19 protein-coding genes are annotated in these 16,104 nt (G+C 40.4%); 11 read left to right on the top strand and 8 right to left on the bottom strand.

Translation table 11 applies throughout. The features are described 5' to 3' along the window. The first annotated feature begins 520 nt into the window (after positions 1–520). The 3 genes from P9B68_RS05005 to P9B68_RS05015 all read left to right on the top strand — a co-directional run bounded on the left by P9B68_RS05005 (position 521) and on the right by P9B68_RS05015 (position 2,627). A complete protein-coding gene (locus P9B68_RS05005; protein WP_135656723.1) occupies positions 521–769 on the top strand; it encodes a hypothetical protein in 249 nt (82 codons plus the stop codon). A gap of 62 nt (positions 770–831) precedes the next feature. Next, on the top strand, positions 832–2,250 hold the full coding sequence (locus P9B68_RS05010) for a 4Fe-4S dicluster domain-containing protein (protein ID WP_135656721.1): 1,419 nt from the start codon (positions 832–834) through the stop codon (positions 2,248–2,250). A 23-nt stretch (positions 2,251–2,273) separates the two neighbouring features. After that, positions 2,274–2,627, top strand: a complete 354-nt coding sequence (locus P9B68_RS05015) for a hypothetical protein (protein ID WP_135656719.1) — start codon at positions 2,274–2,276, stop codon at positions 2,625–2,627. Positions 2,628–2,891: 264 nt separating this feature from the next. On the opposite strand, the gene P9B68_RS05020 is transcribed toward P9B68_RS05015, so the two are convergent. From P9B68_RS05020 to P9B68_RS11690, 4 genes are all read right to left on the bottom strand, one after another. After that, a complete protein-coding gene (locus tag P9B68_RS05020) occupies positions 2,892–3,548 on the bottom strand; it encodes a VTT domain-containing protein (protein ID WP_135656717.1) in 657 nt (218 codons plus the stop codon). 443 nt (positions 3,549–3,991) lie between these two features. After that, positions 3,992–4,606, bottom strand: a complete 615-nt coding sequence (locus P9B68_RS05025) for an ATP-binding cassette domain-containing protein (RefSeq protein WP_277668560.1) — start codon at positions 4,604–4,606, stop codon at positions 3,992–3,994. A gap of 698 nt (positions 4,607–5,304) precedes the next feature. Next, on the bottom strand, positions 5,305–5,580 hold the full coding sequence (locus P9B68_RS11715) for a Wadjet anti-phage system protein JetD domain-containing protein (RefSeq protein ID WP_407932264.1): 276 nt from the start codon (positions 5,578–5,580) through the stop codon (positions 5,305–5,307). Next, positions 5,568–5,912 (bottom strand): Rha family transcriptional regulator, encoded by a 345-nt coding sequence (locus P9B68_RS11690; protein ID WP_330686064.1) that lies wholly within the window; start codon positions 5,910–5,912, stop codon positions 5,568–5,570. Before P9B68_RS11690 ends, P9B68_RS11715 begins: the two co-directional genes overlap by 13 nt. Between P9B68_RS11690 and P9B68_RS05035 the strand changes: the two genes are divergently transcribed. Continuing rightward, on the top strand, positions 5,872–6,027 hold the full coding sequence (locus P9B68_RS05035) for a hypothetical protein (protein ID WP_167875115.1): 156 nt from the start codon (positions 5,872–5,874) through the stop codon (positions 6,025–6,027). The two genes, P9B68_RS11690 and P9B68_RS05035, sit on opposite strands and share 41 nt — an antisense overlap. A 167-nt stretch (positions 6,028–6,194) precedes the next feature. Here P9B68_RS05035 and P9B68_RS05040 read toward each other — a convergent pair whose 3' ends face one another. From P9B68_RS05040 to P9B68_RS05050, 3 genes are all read right to left on the bottom strand, one after another. Beyond that, on the bottom strand, positions 6,195–7,697 hold the full coding sequence (locus P9B68_RS05040; protein ID WP_277668546.1) for a recombinase family protein: 1,503 nt from the start codon (positions 7,695–7,697) through the stop codon (positions 6,195–6,197). Next, positions 7,694–8,050: a helix-turn-helix domain-containing protein gene (locus tag P9B68_RS05045; RefSeq protein WP_277668547.1), complete on the bottom strand. Its 357-nt coding sequence runs from the start codon at positions 8,048–8,050 to the stop codon at positions 7,694–7,696. Before P9B68_RS05045 ends, P9B68_RS05040 begins: the two co-directional genes overlap by 4 nt. Before the next feature lie 279 nt (positions 8,051–8,329). After that, complete coding sequence (locus tag P9B68_RS05050) at positions 8,330–9,178, bottom strand: transglutaminase domain-containing protein (RefSeq protein ID WP_277668548.1); 849 nt, start codon at positions 9,176–9,178, stop codon at positions 8,330–8,332. A 977-nt stretch (positions 9,179–10,155) separates the two neighbouring features. Between P9B68_RS05050 and P9B68_RS05055 the strand changes: the two genes are divergently transcribed. The 7 genes from P9B68_RS05055 to P9B68_RS05085 all read left to right on the top strand — a co-directional run bounded on the left by P9B68_RS05055 (position 10,156) and on the right by P9B68_RS05085 (position 14,927). Further along, positions 10,156–10,419 (top strand): hypothetical protein, encoded by a 264-nt coding sequence (locus P9B68_RS05055; protein ID WP_277668549.1) that lies wholly within the window; start codon positions 10,156–10,158, stop codon positions 10,417–10,419. Between the two features lie 98 nt (positions 10,420–10,517). Next, the gene (locus tag P9B68_RS05060) at positions 10,518–10,883 is read left to right on the top strand and encodes a hypothetical protein (protein ID WP_277668550.1); all 366 of its coding nucleotides are present in this window, start codon (positions 10,518–10,520) and stop codon (positions 10,881–10,883) included. Between the two features lie 18 nt (positions 10,884–10,901). Further along, the gene (locus tag P9B68_RS05065) at positions 10,902–11,549 is read left to right on the top strand and encodes a hypothetical protein (RefSeq protein ID WP_277668551.1); all 648 of its coding nucleotides are present in this window, start codon (positions 10,902–10,904) and stop codon (positions 11,547–11,549) included. Between the two features lie 26 nt (positions 11,550–11,575). Then, positions 11,576–12,271 (top strand): helicase HerA domain-containing protein, encoded by a 696-nt coding sequence (locus P9B68_RS05070; RefSeq protein ID WP_277668552.1) that lies wholly within the window; start codon positions 11,576–11,578, stop codon positions 12,269–12,271. A gap of 166 nt (positions 12,272–12,437) precedes the next feature. Continuing rightward, positions 12,438–13,532, top strand: a complete 1,095-nt coding sequence (locus P9B68_RS05075) for a replication protein (RefSeq protein WP_277668553.1) — start codon at positions 12,438–12,440, stop codon at positions 13,530–13,532. Next, a complete protein-coding gene (locus tag P9B68_RS05080; RefSeq protein WP_277668554.1) occupies positions 13,522–13,692 on the top strand; it encodes a hypothetical protein in 171 nt (56 codons plus the stop codon). The genes P9B68_RS05075 and P9B68_RS05080 overlap by 11 nt, the downstream gene beginning before the upstream one ends. A gap of 188 nt (positions 13,693–13,880) precedes the next feature. Then, on the top strand, positions 13,881–14,927 hold the full coding sequence (locus tag P9B68_RS05085; protein ID WP_277668555.1) for a DUF4238 domain-containing protein: 1,047 nt from the start codon (positions 13,881–13,883) through the stop codon (positions 14,925–14,927). Between the two features lie 115 nt (positions 14,928–15,042). Here P9B68_RS05085 and P9B68_RS05090 read toward each other — a convergent pair whose 3' ends face one another. Then, positions 15,043–15,825 (bottom strand): hypothetical protein, encoded by a 783-nt coding sequence (locus P9B68_RS05090; RefSeq protein ID WP_277668556.1) that lies wholly within the window; start codon positions 15,823–15,825, stop codon positions 15,043–15,045. Positions 15,826–16,104 lie beyond the last annotated feature (279 nt).

Raw genomic sequence — 16,104 nt, forward strand, 5'->3', positions numbered from 1 at the left:
AACGTTGCGCGGGCAAAAAGCATATTCATTTGATCGGAGGCGAACCTTTGTCTCGTTTTTTTTATCATATCACAAACTATTCCGAAAAACAACGATATAAATTGTGAAAACATCTATATGTCCTATTCTATTTTTGTGAATCTTTACAATCTTTTGTGCAAATATGAAGAACATATTTATTCTTCCCTGTATGAATTTTTGGGTATCAAATTATTATAACGTTTTGTCACAGCGAAGCAAAATAAAAAACAATAATCTTTATGCAAGTACAAAGTGTTACTATGATAAATATGGTTTTTATTTTTAGACGTTTTTTACAAAAAAAACAAAAAGAAAAACAGCAAAAAATCTACTGTTCATCGGGCACGAATGACGATTTGGCGGCATACTTTCGGCTTTTAAAATTTCAAATTAGCAAAATTAAAGCAAATTTCGTTGACGGTCTGTTTCCGACATGCTATGTTTTGTTACAAGATTGTCAGAGCTTTTGAACTTGGGACTTAGGAAGTGGAGTGTTTTTATGAACATTGAGGTTTACATCGAAAAATCATCCCAACTAAAATCATTGGATATCTTGAAAGGATTTCGGCGGCTGATCCAGAAACATCACCTTGAAAACAAGGTTTCCCTAAGCGCTTCGCTTTGCACGGGAGATTTTACAAACTCTGGCGTACCGGTAAAAATCGGTGAATACTTGACGGGATATGTTTCAAAAGACAACTTGGAAAATGTGTTCGGAACCTATATTTTGCAGCCGATCAACCTTTGAGACGTCAGAATTTATAATTACTAAACAATCGGCGCCACCGGGTTTATGGAAGGGAATGTGATATGTTGCAATTTAATTCCAATGTACAGAAACTGAAGTACAGGGTTCTGAAAGAAGTTATCCGGCTCGCGGCAAAAGACGAGCTTAACGCAAATTTATATGAGATACCCCGCAAAATCATCCCGGGACCGAAAGCAACCATGCGTTGCTGCATTTACCGGGAACGGGCCATCATAGAAGAACGGGTAAAGCTGGCCATGGGCGGCAATCCAAATAACAAAAATATTGTGGAAGTACTTGATGTCGCCTGCGAGGAATGCCCAACAAAACGCTTTACCGTTACGGATACCTGCCAGGGGTGCATTGCTCACCGCTGCCAAAACGTGTGCCCCGCAGGCGCAATTACCTTTGTAAACCATAAAGCGGTTATCGACCATGAAAAATGCAAGGGATGCGGTCAATGTATGCGTTCATGTCCTTATCACGCCATTACGGAACAGGAACGCCCCTGCATCAGCGCCTGCAAGGCGAATGCCATCTCTATGGATGAGCAAAACAAAGCGAAAATCGATATAAACAAATGCGTGCGCTGCGGCGCGTGCGTCCGCCAATGCCCGTTTGGCGCAATTGCGGATAAATCCTATGTTTTGAATGCCATGAAGATGATACGGGATTCCGATCACGGAAAAAATTACCGGGTTTACGCCGCTATTGCGCCTGCCATTGCAAGCCAGTTTTCCTATGCGAGCATCGGGCAGATTGTAACCGGTCTGAAAAAAATCGGTTTTGACAAGGTAGTGGAAGCCGCACTCGGCGCGGACATTGTCGCAGATAAAGAAGCAGAGGAACTCGCTGAAAAAGGATTCCTCACGACTTCCTGCTGCCCCGCGTTCGTTCAGTTTATTCAATCCAATTTTCCCGACTTGAAGGAGCATATATCGAGCAATCCTTCTCCCATGGTGCAAATCGCGAGGCTGATCAAACAGCGGGATCAAACCGCAAAAGTGGTATTCATCGGCCCATGCATCGCCAAAAAGATGGAATTTCAAAAAGAAGAACTGCAAGGCGTGGTTGACTGTGTAATCACTTTTGAAGAACTTCAGGCCATGTTCGGTGGTTTGGACATCCATCTGGAAGAACTGGAGGAAAGCGAGCTAAACGACGCTTCCTACTTCGGCAGAATATTTGCAAGAAACGGAGGCGTAACAGAGGCTGTTTTTCATGCCCTGGAAGAAAAAAATATTGATTTTCAGGTAAACCCGGCGGTCTGCGACGGGTTGGAAGAGTGCCGCGCCGCCCTTCTGAAAGCTTCCAAAGGGAAGTTGGTGGAAAACTTTATCGAAGGGATGGCCTGTGTTGGAGGCTGTGTCGGCGGGGCCGCCTGTATCAGCCTGAATCAACCCGCGAAAAACAGGATGCGAATTGAAAGCTTCGCAAAACAGGCCACCCGCGGGGTAAAAGAATCCGTCAAAGTGAGATAGTACATAAAGGAGGGATATTTCCTATGCTGGACTGTAAATTATGCAATTACTACCATGCGGTTTCCGGGAAGAGTTTCCCCGGTCTCAATCTTGGCATTTGTGATTTTTCCGACACGCTGTTTATTGAAGATGTAGAGAATCTGAACATTGAGTATCCTTGCCGGAAGATCAGCTATAACGATTATCTTCGAAAAAAATCCATGGCTTGCATTACCCCTTTCTCCGTCGCGAGCTTCGTGAATCCGGAGCTGTTCCGCGAGCTGCAGGATTGCGGGGTATCCATGCTGAAATTCCCGGAGGGAATCATTGAAAAATGCTTTAAAAACCACTTGGAGCAAAAAAACCATGAAGTGCGCTGCGAAGCGCACACAGAATAAACCTGCTTATAAAGCGGGAATTCATATGATTGCACACACAGTCATAATCACATTTGTGATAGGAATTTCCAGGCTTTGTAATAAATTGGATTACACCTTTAATCCATAATTACCACATGTGCGCACCATCCGTTTTTTACGGATAGTGCGCACCTCCCTTTAAATGAAACAAATACGGGCCGGCGGTTTATGGCGTCTGGCCCGTATTTGTTTGCCGTATCTGTTTGCTATCCCGCGGACATTCTGCAGACGGCAAAAAAGGGATTAATCCATGCTTCCCCTTTTCATTTTCAATTTATTATTGATATATACTGCAAGTACAGGGACAACGGAAATTCCGATAATTGCAACGATCACAAGGCTGAAATGCTCTTTTACATAGCCGATGTTTCCAAAAAAATAGCCGAAACCAAAGAGCAGGGATACCCATGTGATGCCGCCGATTACATTATACATCAGGAATTTTCGGTAAGGCATTTTACTTGCCCCCGCAACAAACGGAGCAAAGGTACGGATAATCGGGACAAACCGTGCAATTGTGATTGTTTTTCCACCATGCTTAATGAAAAAATTCTGTGCCTTATCAATATTCTCTGTGCTCACCAAGGGGATTTTTTCACGCTTCTGAACTTTTTTCCGCAGCATATGGCCGATATGGTAATTTAAGGTATCCCCTGAAATCGCGGCAATATAGAGCAACAGAATAATGAGCGGAATGTTGATCGGCCCGCCCGTAGCCGCAATTGCACCCGCGGCAAACAAAAGCGAATCCCCTGGAAGAAAGGGCGTGATGACTAGACCGGTTTCAATAAATATGGTAATAAATAGAAAGACATAAGCCCATGTATTATACTGGTTAATCAATATGGACAAGTGCTGGTCCAGATGAAGAAAAAGATCCACAATTGTACTAAAATCCAATTTTAATTCTCCTATTTCAAATTTTCAGCCTTGCATTTCAAACGATTATTCCTATTATATCTCGGAGTAATGAATAAAAAACGAACAACAAGTAAATAGATTGAAAAGCGGATATCCTCTTGATATCCGCTTTTTCCATTTTAATTCAAATGCATCCAGTCTATATTTCCTTTTTTTTTAAAATATACACATATAATCCGCAGAAAAGGATATTGATATAATACGTAAAAGATGGTTACTATCGAAAAAAAGTTTTTCAGAATCGCAATTTCTTTTCCAACACTTATTTCTCTCAAACGATGTATTACCAACCTATTATACCGCTATTTTCTCTGAAGTAAAGGAATTTCATCAATCAAACATTACCAAAGGAAGAAGGTGGAGATGACGGGAGGCTCGCGCTTCTTTCGATGTACATAAAATAGAATGGAAGGTGCAAAAAATCATCTTACGAGACGAATCATTCCGGCATCCATCTCATAAACGGCGTCGCATAGGATGTCAATGTCCTCGGCGCTATGGCTCGCAATTATAATGGTTTTTCCCTCCTTTTTCAAACCAAGCAGTAAAGATCGTATGTCTTCCACGCCATGATTATCCAAGCCGTTCATCGGTTCATCCAAAATTAAAATTTCTGAATTTCCCATAATCGCCTGTGCAATACCCAAACGCTGACGCATTCCAAGAGAATATTTGCCGACAGGCTTGCGGCTGTTCGGGTCAAGGCCGACAAGCTCCATACACTCCCAAATACGATCCGCCCCTATTCCTTGCTTGATTGAAGCAAGATATTTCAAGTTTTTTAATCCGGAATCCATTGGCAAAAATCCCGGCGATTCAATAACAAAACCTAAGCTATCGGGAAAATCCACATCCCGTCCCACATGCTTGTTCCAGACAAATACATCTCCATCGGTGGGGGGAACAAAACCGCAGATTGTCTTCAGCAGAACGGTTTTACCGGAACCGTTCCGGCCAATCAAGCCATAAATATTCCCTTTATGGAATTCTACATTAATGTTCTTTAAAACATATTGTTCTTCGAATTTTTTACTAATATTTTAATAACTATCATCCATCGTCATATCTCCTTTCTCCGTACAAAATTACTCTTTGCAAACTTTCGTCTAAGGCGTTGATACAATTTTTCAAAATGTCCGCTGCTTGTGCAGAGTGCAATGAGCACACAAAGAGATATGACAAAAAATTTAGACGCATAGGTCAGCGTAATTCCATACCGTTGGTTCATACCCGATAAAGACGAAAGCTGAGCAAGAGTTATGGGCGAAAAGGCATAGGCCCCCGGCGTCCATTCGTTGGAAATCATAATGTCCAACAATACAAACGCAACAGCTAGGAATGTTCCGACCATTTTTCGCGTCACGGTATTGAAGAAATATATTAAGAGCCCAAGCCATGCGGCGCAGGCCCATTTCTCTCCTTCAATATTTTTCCATTATAGTATTATATTCCAATTAATTCAACGACACCTTACTACAAATTTCTATAATTTACCTATAATTCCACCGATGGTTGGAAAACACAAATCATAGCTTTTATGTTGTGTTATATATCAAATACCCTGCATCTCTGATAAAGAGATACAGGGTATTTTCGGTAAGATTAGGTTCGCACCCGCATTCCGCGAATGTTTCGTTTTTTACTACAGCAATGACAAACGGCCTAAATTGCCGAGTGCTAATAATGATTCGTTTCACTACTTTTTCCACATAAGAAAAAGAAATTCTTTCTAGCTCTAATCGGACGCCATATCGCCATACATTACCCTGAAGCATACAAAAAGTCGGTATTCATCATCTGTCAGTCGATTTAGCTGTCCATGGAACGGTTTTTCCTCTACACACCATAAATTGCGATGAGAAAGCAACGTTGTCTCGTCCATCAGTATTGATTTAATTTGTGGGAGAAAACTGCGTGCTTCATCTAAAATAGCCAATCCATGTGTATCAATGCCTCCCCAATAATAGACTTCTTTTGTCTTAAGCCATTCTGTTTTTCTTAAAACATCGATACCATATCCGTAAGAAGTGGAAACTCCTTACGGGTTGTAACAAGCGTTCGAATAAAGGCTTCCATTTCGTTAAACTGTTTTATGTAGGCTTCCTTGATTGCCGCCGCTTTCTTTCCTCTGTAGCCCATTACTAGAAACATGAATCCATCACGGGTCATTGCAATGCATGGCTGCTTTTTACCTTGCTCATTAATGTAAGGTGGACGCCCCAAAATTGGGAAGTCGGAACTCCTTTGAGCAATCAAGCTGTGCAAAGAAAAAATCAATGGAAAAATGCGATGGTTTTCATCAATGGATCCAGGTAAAGTATGGAAGAAAAAAGACGAAGCCATTGCCAACGCAGCGATTGAAGCAGAAAAGCTACAGGCTGGGCCTCTTTTCAAAGAAGTTGCAGGCGTTTATAAAGAAAAAGTAATGGAAATGAAAATTGGTACATATGAGCCTTAAACTCAAAATGGTTAAGAACACCAAATTGAAACTTGACGCTCTTATTTTTTCGCCTACAACGCCTATCAAAACGCTTACTTAAAATGTTCGTTATGGCACTTTTTTATTCTGAACTATTCCGATGTAATATATAGCAAAACCCGCATGAATACTGGATTTTTCAGCACTCATGCAGGTTTTTGATTTGGTGGAACTTCCGCAACCATAGACGAACTCACAAATGCCTTGTTATCTGTCTCGATTTCATCAAGAAGAACATCGTCAATCGTGATTGGCTTGTCCCCGCCGTTGAGAATTAGCGTTAATTTATCATCCCACAGATAGATCGCGCGAAGAAAAATATTGATGATGCCTTTGCGATTGTGTTCATCGTCAACCTTCCCGTTTTTCAGCGAATAGAGAAACGCCTCAATCTGTGGAGCGGTGAAAATAACCTGTTTCCCTGTTTCAATAGCAAGCTGCCCTTGTAATTCTTCCTTTTCCTGCTTCCGCTTGTCGATGCGTTCTGTTATCATATCAACGGCCTGTCCATGCTCCAAGGCTTTCCAGAGATTCTCAATTGCTTCGTCGGTTTCTTTGATTAGCGCTTTAATCCGCTTAACTTCTGAATTATTATAATCAGATTTACAGGCGGCGGCAACTGCTTGCGCAATCTTTTTAATATTGCTGTCCGTCAAGAGCTCCCGACACTCTGAAACAACTCTATCCTCTATGGCCTGTTTGTTGACAACCTTTTTCGTGCATTGCTTTTTCCGAGCGTTCTTGCAAATGTAATAATGGTACATATTTCCGGTTTTGCTTGTCCCACTGTAGCCAACCATCATTTCCCGACAGTATCCGCAAAACAGCTTTGTTGTCAATATGTATTCTTCTTTAGCTCTCGCCCGCGCAGGGGCTTTTTTGTTGCGGTCAAGAATGCGCTGCACACGGTTAAAAAGTTCATCGTCAATGATTCGGGGCATTGCATCCGGTACTTCCGTATCCCTGTAGATGTAATAACCGATATACCGCTTGTTCCTCAAAATCCGGTGCAAACTGTTTTTATTAAATTCGTTCCCGTGGGAAGTTTTGATTTGCTTATCATTCAGATATTGATTGATTTCCGTCACGGTCTTTCCGCTTGCGTACATTTCAAAGATTTCGCGAACTACGGGTGCGGTTTCCGGGTCGATATGGAACCGGCGGTCCTCGTCAACCACATACCCAAGACCGGGGTTACTGCCGTTGCTTAAATGCTTTTCCGCATTGATATTCATTCCACGGCGTATTTTCTGCGACAATTCAGCGGAGTAATATTCAGCCATACTTTCCAGAACACCTTCCACAAGAATGCCGCTTGCATCGTCGCTGATGTTCTCTCGTGCAGAAATTACCCGGACACCATTCTTTTTCAACTTTTGCTTATTAATTGCACTGTCATAACGGTTACGAGCGAAACGGTCAAGCTGATAGACAAGAACCGCTTCAAAAGTGTGTTTGTCACTGTCGGCAATCATGCGCTGAAATTCGGTTCTGTTATCTGTGGTGCCGCTCTGTGCACGGTCGATGTATTCTCCGATTACAACATACCCGTTATTTTTTGCGTATTCATAACAGGTTTCAAGCTGTCCCTCAATTGACTGCTCCGTCTGGCTGTGGCTCGAATACCGGGCATAAATAACAATATTCATTTCTTTTCATCCCCCAACATATTCAAGAGTGTTTGCTTTAGTCGGTCGTGCATGGGTGATTTGGGGTCAAAGCACATTTCAACGAATTTTCGCATTTCCGGGTTATTCTCTTCCAGTTTTGGCTTGCACTCGTATAATTTCCCCTGTGGCTTGTCGGTGCGTCCAAAAATGTAGTCAAGGGAAACGTCAAAATAATCCGCATAGCGAAGAAGTGTTTCAAGCGAAGGGTCGGCTTGGTTATTTTCATAGCGATTAATGCTGGATTGCTTCATACCAACCAATGGAGCCATTTTCTCCTGTGAAAGTTTGCCGTTTTCCCGAAGAGTGCGCAGCCTGTCCGCAATTTCTTTCATGAGTAAGCCTCCCTGTTTTGATAATAGAATTATATGCCGTATTGGGTTAAATATCAACCCTCATCAAGCATAAAGTGCTTATAGTTTTTCATCCACCGCCTAATCGCGAAATAATCAAGAATAAAAAATAAGTCAAGGCCGCTGAAAGCGTTCATTTCAGCCTTGACTTATTTTTTATTTGATTATACTTTTATTGGCGGTGAATATTAATAACGAATCAATTACAAATGGGAGATCATAACTACAAAAAGAAATTGACATCAAATACTTTATCATCTATTAGTAATAGTTATAACTAATAGATGATAAAGTGTATCCTTTTGGAACACCTTTTGAAAAATTATTACCCCATTGATACCATTCGTTATTATTAAGCTTGAATGTTGTCCACATATGCGGTTGCTTCCTTGCATTAATTCCAACACAAAGCTTACAATCTACCCCATTAGCATGTAGTGTTGCTTGTATAGCTTTTGCAATATCCGCACAAACAGAATGTGTACCCATAAAACAATCATATGCACTACCTGTGGAACCTTTTCCATCACCCCCGCGGGGTAAATCGTTTCCTATATAACCAATTACGCTTGATATCATATTTGCTTCATCGGAATAAGGAACACCATAAAAATCTTGAAATTCTTGGTTACTTATCTGTTTATTATATTCATAATTCTTTTTATATCCTTCAGTGCTTGTAACCGCCAATGCTTTTTCTTTCACATAATTCAACTGCGCTTCTCCGACACACCCATAATCACAGCCCTGATACCCAAAAGTGATTTTCTCCTGTTGAACCGTGACGATACATTGACAAACTCCCTTTTGCCCCGGAAAAGTAGTATAAACTCCTGTTGAACCTTGATTTACTCCCGCAATGGTTACAAGATATGCATTCCCCGCTTTTTTAACCGATGAACTTAATACCGAAGGATTGCCAACTGTGACAGATAAAGAAGATGTGCCGGAGACCATGAATTTAAAGGTATAGTTTTTTCCTTGCTCAATTGAAAGTGTTTTAGCTGTATCACTGCTAACGGAAGGAGCCTGTGCGGCGAATGCGGTTATACCTGAAACAGTGAAAGCCATTAGAACTAATGCCAACGTAAGAGAAACCAATTTTTTCATAAAATATCCCCCTATCCCTTAATACCATAATTTGTAGTATAAACTTTTTCATTTTAAGAAGCAATTAAAAATAGTTTAATTTCCTTTTGTTCTTGTACCCCCAATCATATATGATCATTCTGTTCACAACTGCTTATCAAAGGCGCGGCCTGCGGAGACAGTATCCCCGCCGCCCTGCCGATGATAAGGCAATAAAAAAACACTGTGTACGGAATCTTTTCCCATAACACAGCGTCCGATAAATCAGTGCAATTTATGCCCTGTACAAAATGGAGGACAGGACTTATAATAGAATTGCATTGCGCGGTTAAACCGTTGCGTATGGAGCCTACTCTCCGTATGCAGGACATAGGGTGCTACCAACACTCTATGTCTGCTTTGCATTTTTTATTTTGCCTTACTACCAGATTATACCGCCTTTTCAGATTTTTGCAACACTTGTTTTAAAGACAAGCATAAAGTTTCTCAAAATTGCGTTTTGTCTGCTAAAGAATTTTAAGCTTAAATATTTCTATAAAGTACTTATACTTCGTTTTTTAGTTTGACAAGAGAATAAAATTTCTTGTATTATGTTTATATCAGAAATATATTACAGCAAATGCATAGTTATGCCATATTAGAGCATAACTATGCATTTTTATTACAAAACTGTAACTATTTTCTGGCTTTTTTTGCAGTGTGGGTTTTAAATTTAAATGTAAATATTTTGGTATCGCAGTTGATTGAAGAAGTTTGATAATAATGAATGGAGTGGAACGAATTAGAGTAGAAGTGGCATATGCATAAATTATCATATGAATTTATTTCTTCTAGGAGTGTAATTTGACGATAATTTGGCGGTGTGATACTATGTCCTCAGTTCCAAGGAATTCCAAAATTCAGCTGAAAGTAAAGTGTATAAACCAAGCATAATTTTCGCTTTGAGTCGCGAATCAAAAACTGAAAATGTGCGTGACAAAAGTAAGGAGCAAAGAAATATGAATAAAAAGCAATATTCCGAAAATGAGTCCCGCAACTTCGAACAAATGGTTAACGAGCTTCGTGTTCAGTCTTATACGGAAGGGTATCGCGCCGGTTATCTCGAAGCCTGCCGTTGGAATGATGTGGGAACCGGCTCCCACGATGGCCCGCTACCCGTTAACGATGACATGGACGAAGAAGACCCGTATGACCTAGAAGTTTCCGAGAGCCTGAATTATTCGGATGAAGCCGAAAACATGGGCGATACACCTTTCGAATAAGGAAAGACTGTAAAACGCGACTAAGAGGAGGGCGGGAGCGGCTCTCATGAACCGCTCCTTCTCACTAAAGCAAAAAATAACAATTGGAGGAATTTGTTATGATTCTAAAGAATCTTACTGTAAAAGAAGATGACCTGACAATCAACGGCAAGTTCATTCTGGTGGCTTTGTTAGCAAACACCATCTACCGTGACAATAAGGCAACCGAAGAAACTGACGGTTATAAAGCCCAAGTCGTTTCTTTGCCGAACTTTGACAAGCTATCAATAAAAGTTCCCGGAAAGAAATCTCCCAGCTTGTCAAATGAGGCTATTCAAGAACAAAATGCTGCCGGCAATTTTTGCTTCGTGCGCTTTGAAAATTTGGTCGGAAAACTGTGGCAAGATTTCTCTAGCAAGGAAGTAAAAGTTAGCGCATCTGCCGACGATATGCAGATTCTTGATGATGAAGCTATCGACATTTAAAAGGATTGGTGATTGACCATGAATGAAAAAACCAAAAAACTGGCTGTGTATGGTGGAATTGCTGCGGTAGTGCTTATCGTACTTGCGTTGGTGATTCAATACTACACGGTACCAGTAATTTTAGCGGCAGGGGGTTGTTATTGGCTGTATGGACGTATACAGGAAAGCAAAGAGAATCAGCAACAGCAGGCACTAGAGAACCGGCAGAGATTGTACGATATCACTTGTCAAACTGTTTTCAACGCTGCCGTAAAGTTGTCGGATATTCTACCCTACAAACGTCCTGTAACCCTTCTGGATATTACCATGCAACCCAGTATCGTCAATTTCAATGGTATCCCGATTCTGCAATTCAAACTTGTCAAGAAGCAACTGACGAACGCACCCGACACCGAAACCTGTCAGCGGATAGAATATCTGCTGCAAAACGAGATTACATCCGAGATAAGAGCAAGTATGGTGCCTAATCTTCCCTTTTTATGCTGGAAAGCAAGGGATGGGCGCGAATGGCCTATTTTTACCATTGGAACTGTCAAAGAAGACCCTCTCTACTACATAGTCCTGCTTGCCGTCGTGGATAATGAGAATACCGCCCAATTTCTTTCCAAACAGAAATTCGGTCGGCACAACCCGCCACCTAATTCTCACAACGACCCGGATTTCTAACTATGCAGATGCAAGGAAGAATACCTTTGTTCTGGGACGGTGCCCTGCTCCGGCAGGGCTGCCAGTTCCCGGTTAATTGGGACTATGTTCATTGTCCACACGCATTATGTGTAGGTCCCACCGGCAGCGGAAAAACGTATGCGGAAAAATTGATTTTGGGAAGAATTGCAAAGTATATTCCCAATGCAAAGATTACAGTTCTCGACTTCAAAGCTGACGATTACAACTTCTTGCGCGGATGCGGCGGCCATTGCGAATTCATAGACTGCGTGCAAGGATTGGATAACTTCTATCATGCTTTCCTTGCCCGTATGCAGGGGAATAACCTCGACCGTTCCTTTCGCCTCGTCGTCATAGAAGAGTTGTCCAGTCTCTTGAATACTCTGGACAAGAAAGAGGCGGAAGCCGTAAAGAGACAGGTTGCAACGCTTCTGATGCTGGGTAGATCGTTTAATTTCCATGTGTTGGTAAGCCAGCAACGAGCCGATGCAAGCTACTTTGCGGCCGGTGCGCGCGATAATTTCTCGATAATGATTCTAATGGGTAATGTATCAAGAGAAGCGGCTACTATGGCAGGAGTGAGCAAGGATGAGCTACAACCCATTTCCGGTATTGGTGCCGGTTATATGCTCACGAACGGAACGGATTTGAGGGAAATTCAGGTGCCAACAGTTCGCAATTTCGCGCGGCTGGAAGACGCGATTCGGGCGATTGTCAAGTAGCGGTCTACTTTGTGTCATGGGGAGCGGGGCAAGCTCCGCACCGAAGGTGCAAGGAGATTGCTCCCGCTCCCTGCCCGCAAAGCGGGCGCTAAAGGGCAGTATTACCCTTTAGTACTTCTGTAGCATGTTGCACATTTAATTATATATTAGAATTTTGGTGAAACGTATGAACAGTTCCCGTAAATGGCAACTGACCATTAATAACCCTATTGAAAAAGGCTTCGACCATGCTAGAATCAAAGCTGCTTTAGCCGAAATGAAATCCATTGTGTATTGGTGCCTCGCTGATGAAATCGGTCAGGAAGGCACACCGCACACGCATATTTACCTTTGCAGTTCTTCTGCAATCAGATTCACGACGATAAAGCGGCGCTTTCCAGAAGCCCATATAGAGTTGGCTCGTGGCACTTCGGAAGAAAACCGAGATTATATCACGAAATCCGGTAAATGGGAAAATGACGAAAAACACGAAACAAGCGTTCCCGATTCATTTGACGAATGGGGAGAGATGCCGGTTGAACAGCAGGGTGAAAGAACAGACCTTGAAGCCCTTTATGAAATGATTAAAGACGGATTGAGCAATTATGAAATTCTGGAAAACCATCCGGGCTTCATGCTCAGAATTAACGATATAGAGCGGGCACGTCAAACTATCCGGGCAGAGCAGTTCCGAAAGCAATTCCGTCAATTGGATATTACCTACATATGGGGGCCTACCGGCCTTGGCAAAACCCGTAGCGTCATGGAAAAGCACAACTATGAAGATATCTTCCGCGTGACCGACTACAAGCACCCCTTTGACAACTACGAGGGGCAGGACGTCATAGTGTTTGATGAATACCACTCACAATTCACCGTTCCGCAATTTCTGAATTTTTTAGATGGCTATCCGCTTGAACTGCCCGCCCGATATGCTAACAAGATTGCCTGTTACACACAAGTTTATATCATATCGAATATTGACCTGTTACGCCAATATCCCGGTTTACAGCACGAACAGCCGGAAACATGGTCCGCGATTCTCCGTCGTATCAACCATGTTATCATATTTCTGCCTGACGGACAGCACAAAGAGTATACGATAGATGAATACATAAACGGGTTTGTTGAAATGTCTGCACACGACTTGCCTTTTGATGATGTAGCGCCGGAGCTGATTCAAATGTCTGCAGATACTGGAACACAGATACAGATGGAAGATAAACCCGACTGGGATTTAATCGGGAAGCAGGAAGGGGTGACGAAAACCGATGGCGGATAAGGACAATAAACCGAAAAATCCTTACGACGTGGAGCTTCCGCAGTCGGTCATTGAATCTTTCGCCTGTTTCCTTTTGCCGGAAATCCGCAAATTTTACGCAAGCGAAGAAGGACAACGAGAATTCGGAAAATGGGAACAAGAGCACCAAAAGAGCAAGTAGCCAAGAACAGCAGTCAAGGGAATTCTTACCTTAACTGCTGTTCTTTTGTTTGAAATTACAGCCAAGCTATAATGGAAAAGATGGAATGAAATATGATATATCCTATCTGGAACTATTATGATATAATAGTATTTAAGATTTTTTGTAGATTTTAAAATGTAAATTTGCGTATTTTAGAGGTAAGGAATATGGATTATGCAAATAATCATTATGTACCGCAATTTTATTTAAAAAGATTTTCAAACAATTCAAAAAGCATTGGTATGGCAGAGATATTAAATCAAAAGATAGTCGAAAATGCTTCCATAGAAAAAATCGCTTCCAAAAAATATCTATATGGAAAAAATAACAAAATAGAAGAAATTTTAGGCCAGTTTGAAGGAATATGGGCTCAGACAATTAAGAATATCATTGATTCAGGTACCATTTCTCAAACAGAAGATACTTACGAGAATATACTGTCATTCATTGCTGTAAGCGATGCAAGGACACTAAAAACAGCAGATTTGTATGATGAATTTGCAGATGCTACTGCGAAAAGTATTTCATCAGTAAGGAAATTTGCTGGGAAAAATGACTTCAATTTCCAAGGTAAAATAGGATATGAAATACCAAATCTTATACCGCTTCAAGGCATTTTAACTGTATGCAATGTGATTGCAGATTTAAAACTAGATTTGATTGTTAATAATTCAAATAGAGGGTTTATTACTTCGGACGACCCTCTTGTAAAATATAATCAGTTATTTGTTGCAAGACAATATCAAAGAAATTATGGATTTGGACATGTAGGGGCACAGGTTTTCATTCCAATTTCTCCGCAATACTGTTTGTGTCTATATGACGGTATTGTCTATGATTCTAAGCGCAGTGGAGATAATAAAATTTTACTTAATTCCAGTAGTGAAGTAGTTGAATTAAACAAGTTATTTCTACTGAATGCATATAGACAAATTTATTACAATAATAGTGAACATAGTAGCTGTATAAAGAGCTTATTAAAATATTATAAAAAAGATGACTCCAATCAAAACGATATAATTGTATTAGGCGGTGGTAGTAAGAAATTGATTGGTATGGGTTCTACAGGCGTTAGGGCAAAAATCAAATTGCCGTTCTTCAATATTTCAAGTCCATTTTTGACTGTCCCTTTTCCAAGTCATGAGGCTGGGCCGTTAAGACCGAATGCTATAAAATACACCCAGCATAAACAAAATAAGGCAGAATCACTTTAGTGTCATGAAACAAAAACAGCAGTCAAGGCATTATTTCTACCTTAACTGTTGTTTTCGGTTTTATATCACAGCCACACCATTTTTTTACTATGTCTTTACAGTATTTTAAGGCCATTTATATTCTTTCGGATATAAAATCAATAATTTTATTAATATCAAAAGGAATTAACTCTGATGAATATTTGCTTAACATACCAATTTCTTGAATTTGCTCAGGTAACTCATTAAATTCAAATCCAAATGGCTCCACCCTATTTTCTCTTGATAATGCAGAATTTCTATTGAACAAAAGAAACCATTCTCCATATATATCATTTTTGTTTTCCAACAATAAAATGTTAAAGCCCTTTTTCTCTGTGTCTGCTATTCTTCCCCAAGCCATAATGTTTCTTGCATTACATTGAGGAATATAATGTTCACATTTAGAGCTATAATCATGAAAAGTATAATTATTATATGGTGGTAAACTATGAATTTCACGAACGTAATTTTCTTCTAATACGGTTTGGATTTCAATGATAACGGTTTCCTCCGAAGGTAGTTCAATTTGAATGTGAATCTCTTCACCCAATATGTTTTGAGTAGTTTGTGTATGGCGATATATTTGCATTCTATTACCAGAATATTTAATATTAAATTGATCTACAAACTGACTAAGAGGCAAATATATTACTGATTCGGTCTGTGATTCAATCATCCTACAGAAATCATTTATATTTCGTTTTCTTTTATCTTTCTCTGTCTCTTGAATTTGTTTTGAAAGATCTTTACTTAATCTTTTGAGAACAGCTCTATCAACTAATTCAGTAATGTTAGAATTTGCGCTATCCACGCCATTCAAACATTTAATCACTGCTTCCCAATTTGCTATGCGTTTTGATGTAGATTTTTCAAGCATGTTTATAATTAATGAACCTAAAATTGGTGATAAATTTTTGTTAGTCTCTATTGGATTCTGAGCATTATGATATAAATGTGCATCTCTACATTGATTTATATCACTAGGATTCTCGATGTTGTATGGATAAGAAAGAGTTGCTAGAGTCTGTTAACACAAAAAATTGCATCTATAATCATAGCGAAATAGATGAAACCACAGAACATAATATCAAGTTTATCATAACGCGTAAAAATTCTTCGAAAACGTTTTAGGCGAAGAAAATAACGTTCAATTTCA

Source organism: Caproiciproducens galactitolivorans, assembly GCF_029266045.1.
Taxonomy (GTDB): domain Bacteria; phylum Bacillota; class Clostridia; order Oscillospirales; family Acutalibacteraceae; genus Caproiciproducens; species Caproiciproducens galactitolivorans.

Coding starts and splice junctions, on each gene's coding strand:
- P9B68_RS05090 (WP_277668556.1), bottom strand. CDS start 15,825: ATGCTTGAAAAATCTACATCAAAACGCATAGCAAATTGGGAAGCAGTG.
- P9B68_RS05015 (WP_135656719.1), top strand. CDS start 2,274: ATGCTGGACTGTAAATTATGCAATTACTACCATGCGGTTTCCGGGAAG.
- P9B68_RS11690 (WP_330686064.1), bottom strand. CDS start 5,912: ATGGCTTCGTCTTTTTTCTTCCATACTTTACCTGGATCCATTGATGAA.
- P9B68_RS05050 (WP_277668548.1), bottom strand. CDS start 9,178: ATGAAAAAATTGGTTTCTCTTACGTTGGCATTAGTTCTAATGGCTTTC.
- P9B68_RS05085 (WP_277668555.1), top strand. CDS start 13,881: ATGGATTATGCAAATAATCATTATGTACCGCAATTTTATTTAAAAAGA.
- P9B68_RS05005 (WP_135656723.1), top strand. CDS start 521: ATGAACATTGAGGTTTACATCGAAAAATCATCCCAACTAAAATCATTG.
- P9B68_RS05040 (WP_277668546.1), bottom strand. CDS start 7,697: ATGAATATTGTTATTTATGCCCGGTATTCGAGCCACAGCCAGACGGAG.
- P9B68_RS05080 (WP_277668554.1), top strand. CDS start 13,522: ATGGCGGATAAGGACAATAAACCGAAAAATCCTTACGACGTGGAGCTT.
- P9B68_RS05035 (WP_167875115.1), top strand. CDS start 5,872: ATGGATCCAGGTAAAGTATGGAAGAAAAAAGACGAAGCCATTGCCAAC.
- P9B68_RS05060 (WP_277668550.1), top strand. CDS start 10,518: ATGATTCTAAAGAATCTTACTGTAAAAGAAGATGACCTGACAATCAAC.
- P9B68_RS05045 (WP_277668547.1), bottom strand. CDS start 8,050: ATGAAAGAAATTGCGGACAGGCTGCGCACTCTTCGGGAAAACGGCAAA.
- P9B68_RS05075 (WP_277668553.1), top strand. CDS start 12,438: ATGAACAGTTCCCGTAAATGGCAACTGACCATTAATAACCCTATTGAA.
- P9B68_RS05010 (WP_135656721.1), top strand. CDS start 832: ATGTTGCAATTTAATTCCAATGTACAGAAACTGAAGTACAGGGTTCTG.
- P9B68_RS05055 (WP_277668549.1), top strand. CDS start 10,156: ATGAATAAAAAGCAATATTCCGAAAATGAGTCCCGCAACTTCGAACAA.
- P9B68_RS05065 (WP_277668551.1), top strand. CDS start 10,902: ATGAATGAAAAAACCAAAAAACTGGCTGTGTATGGTGGAATTGCTGCG.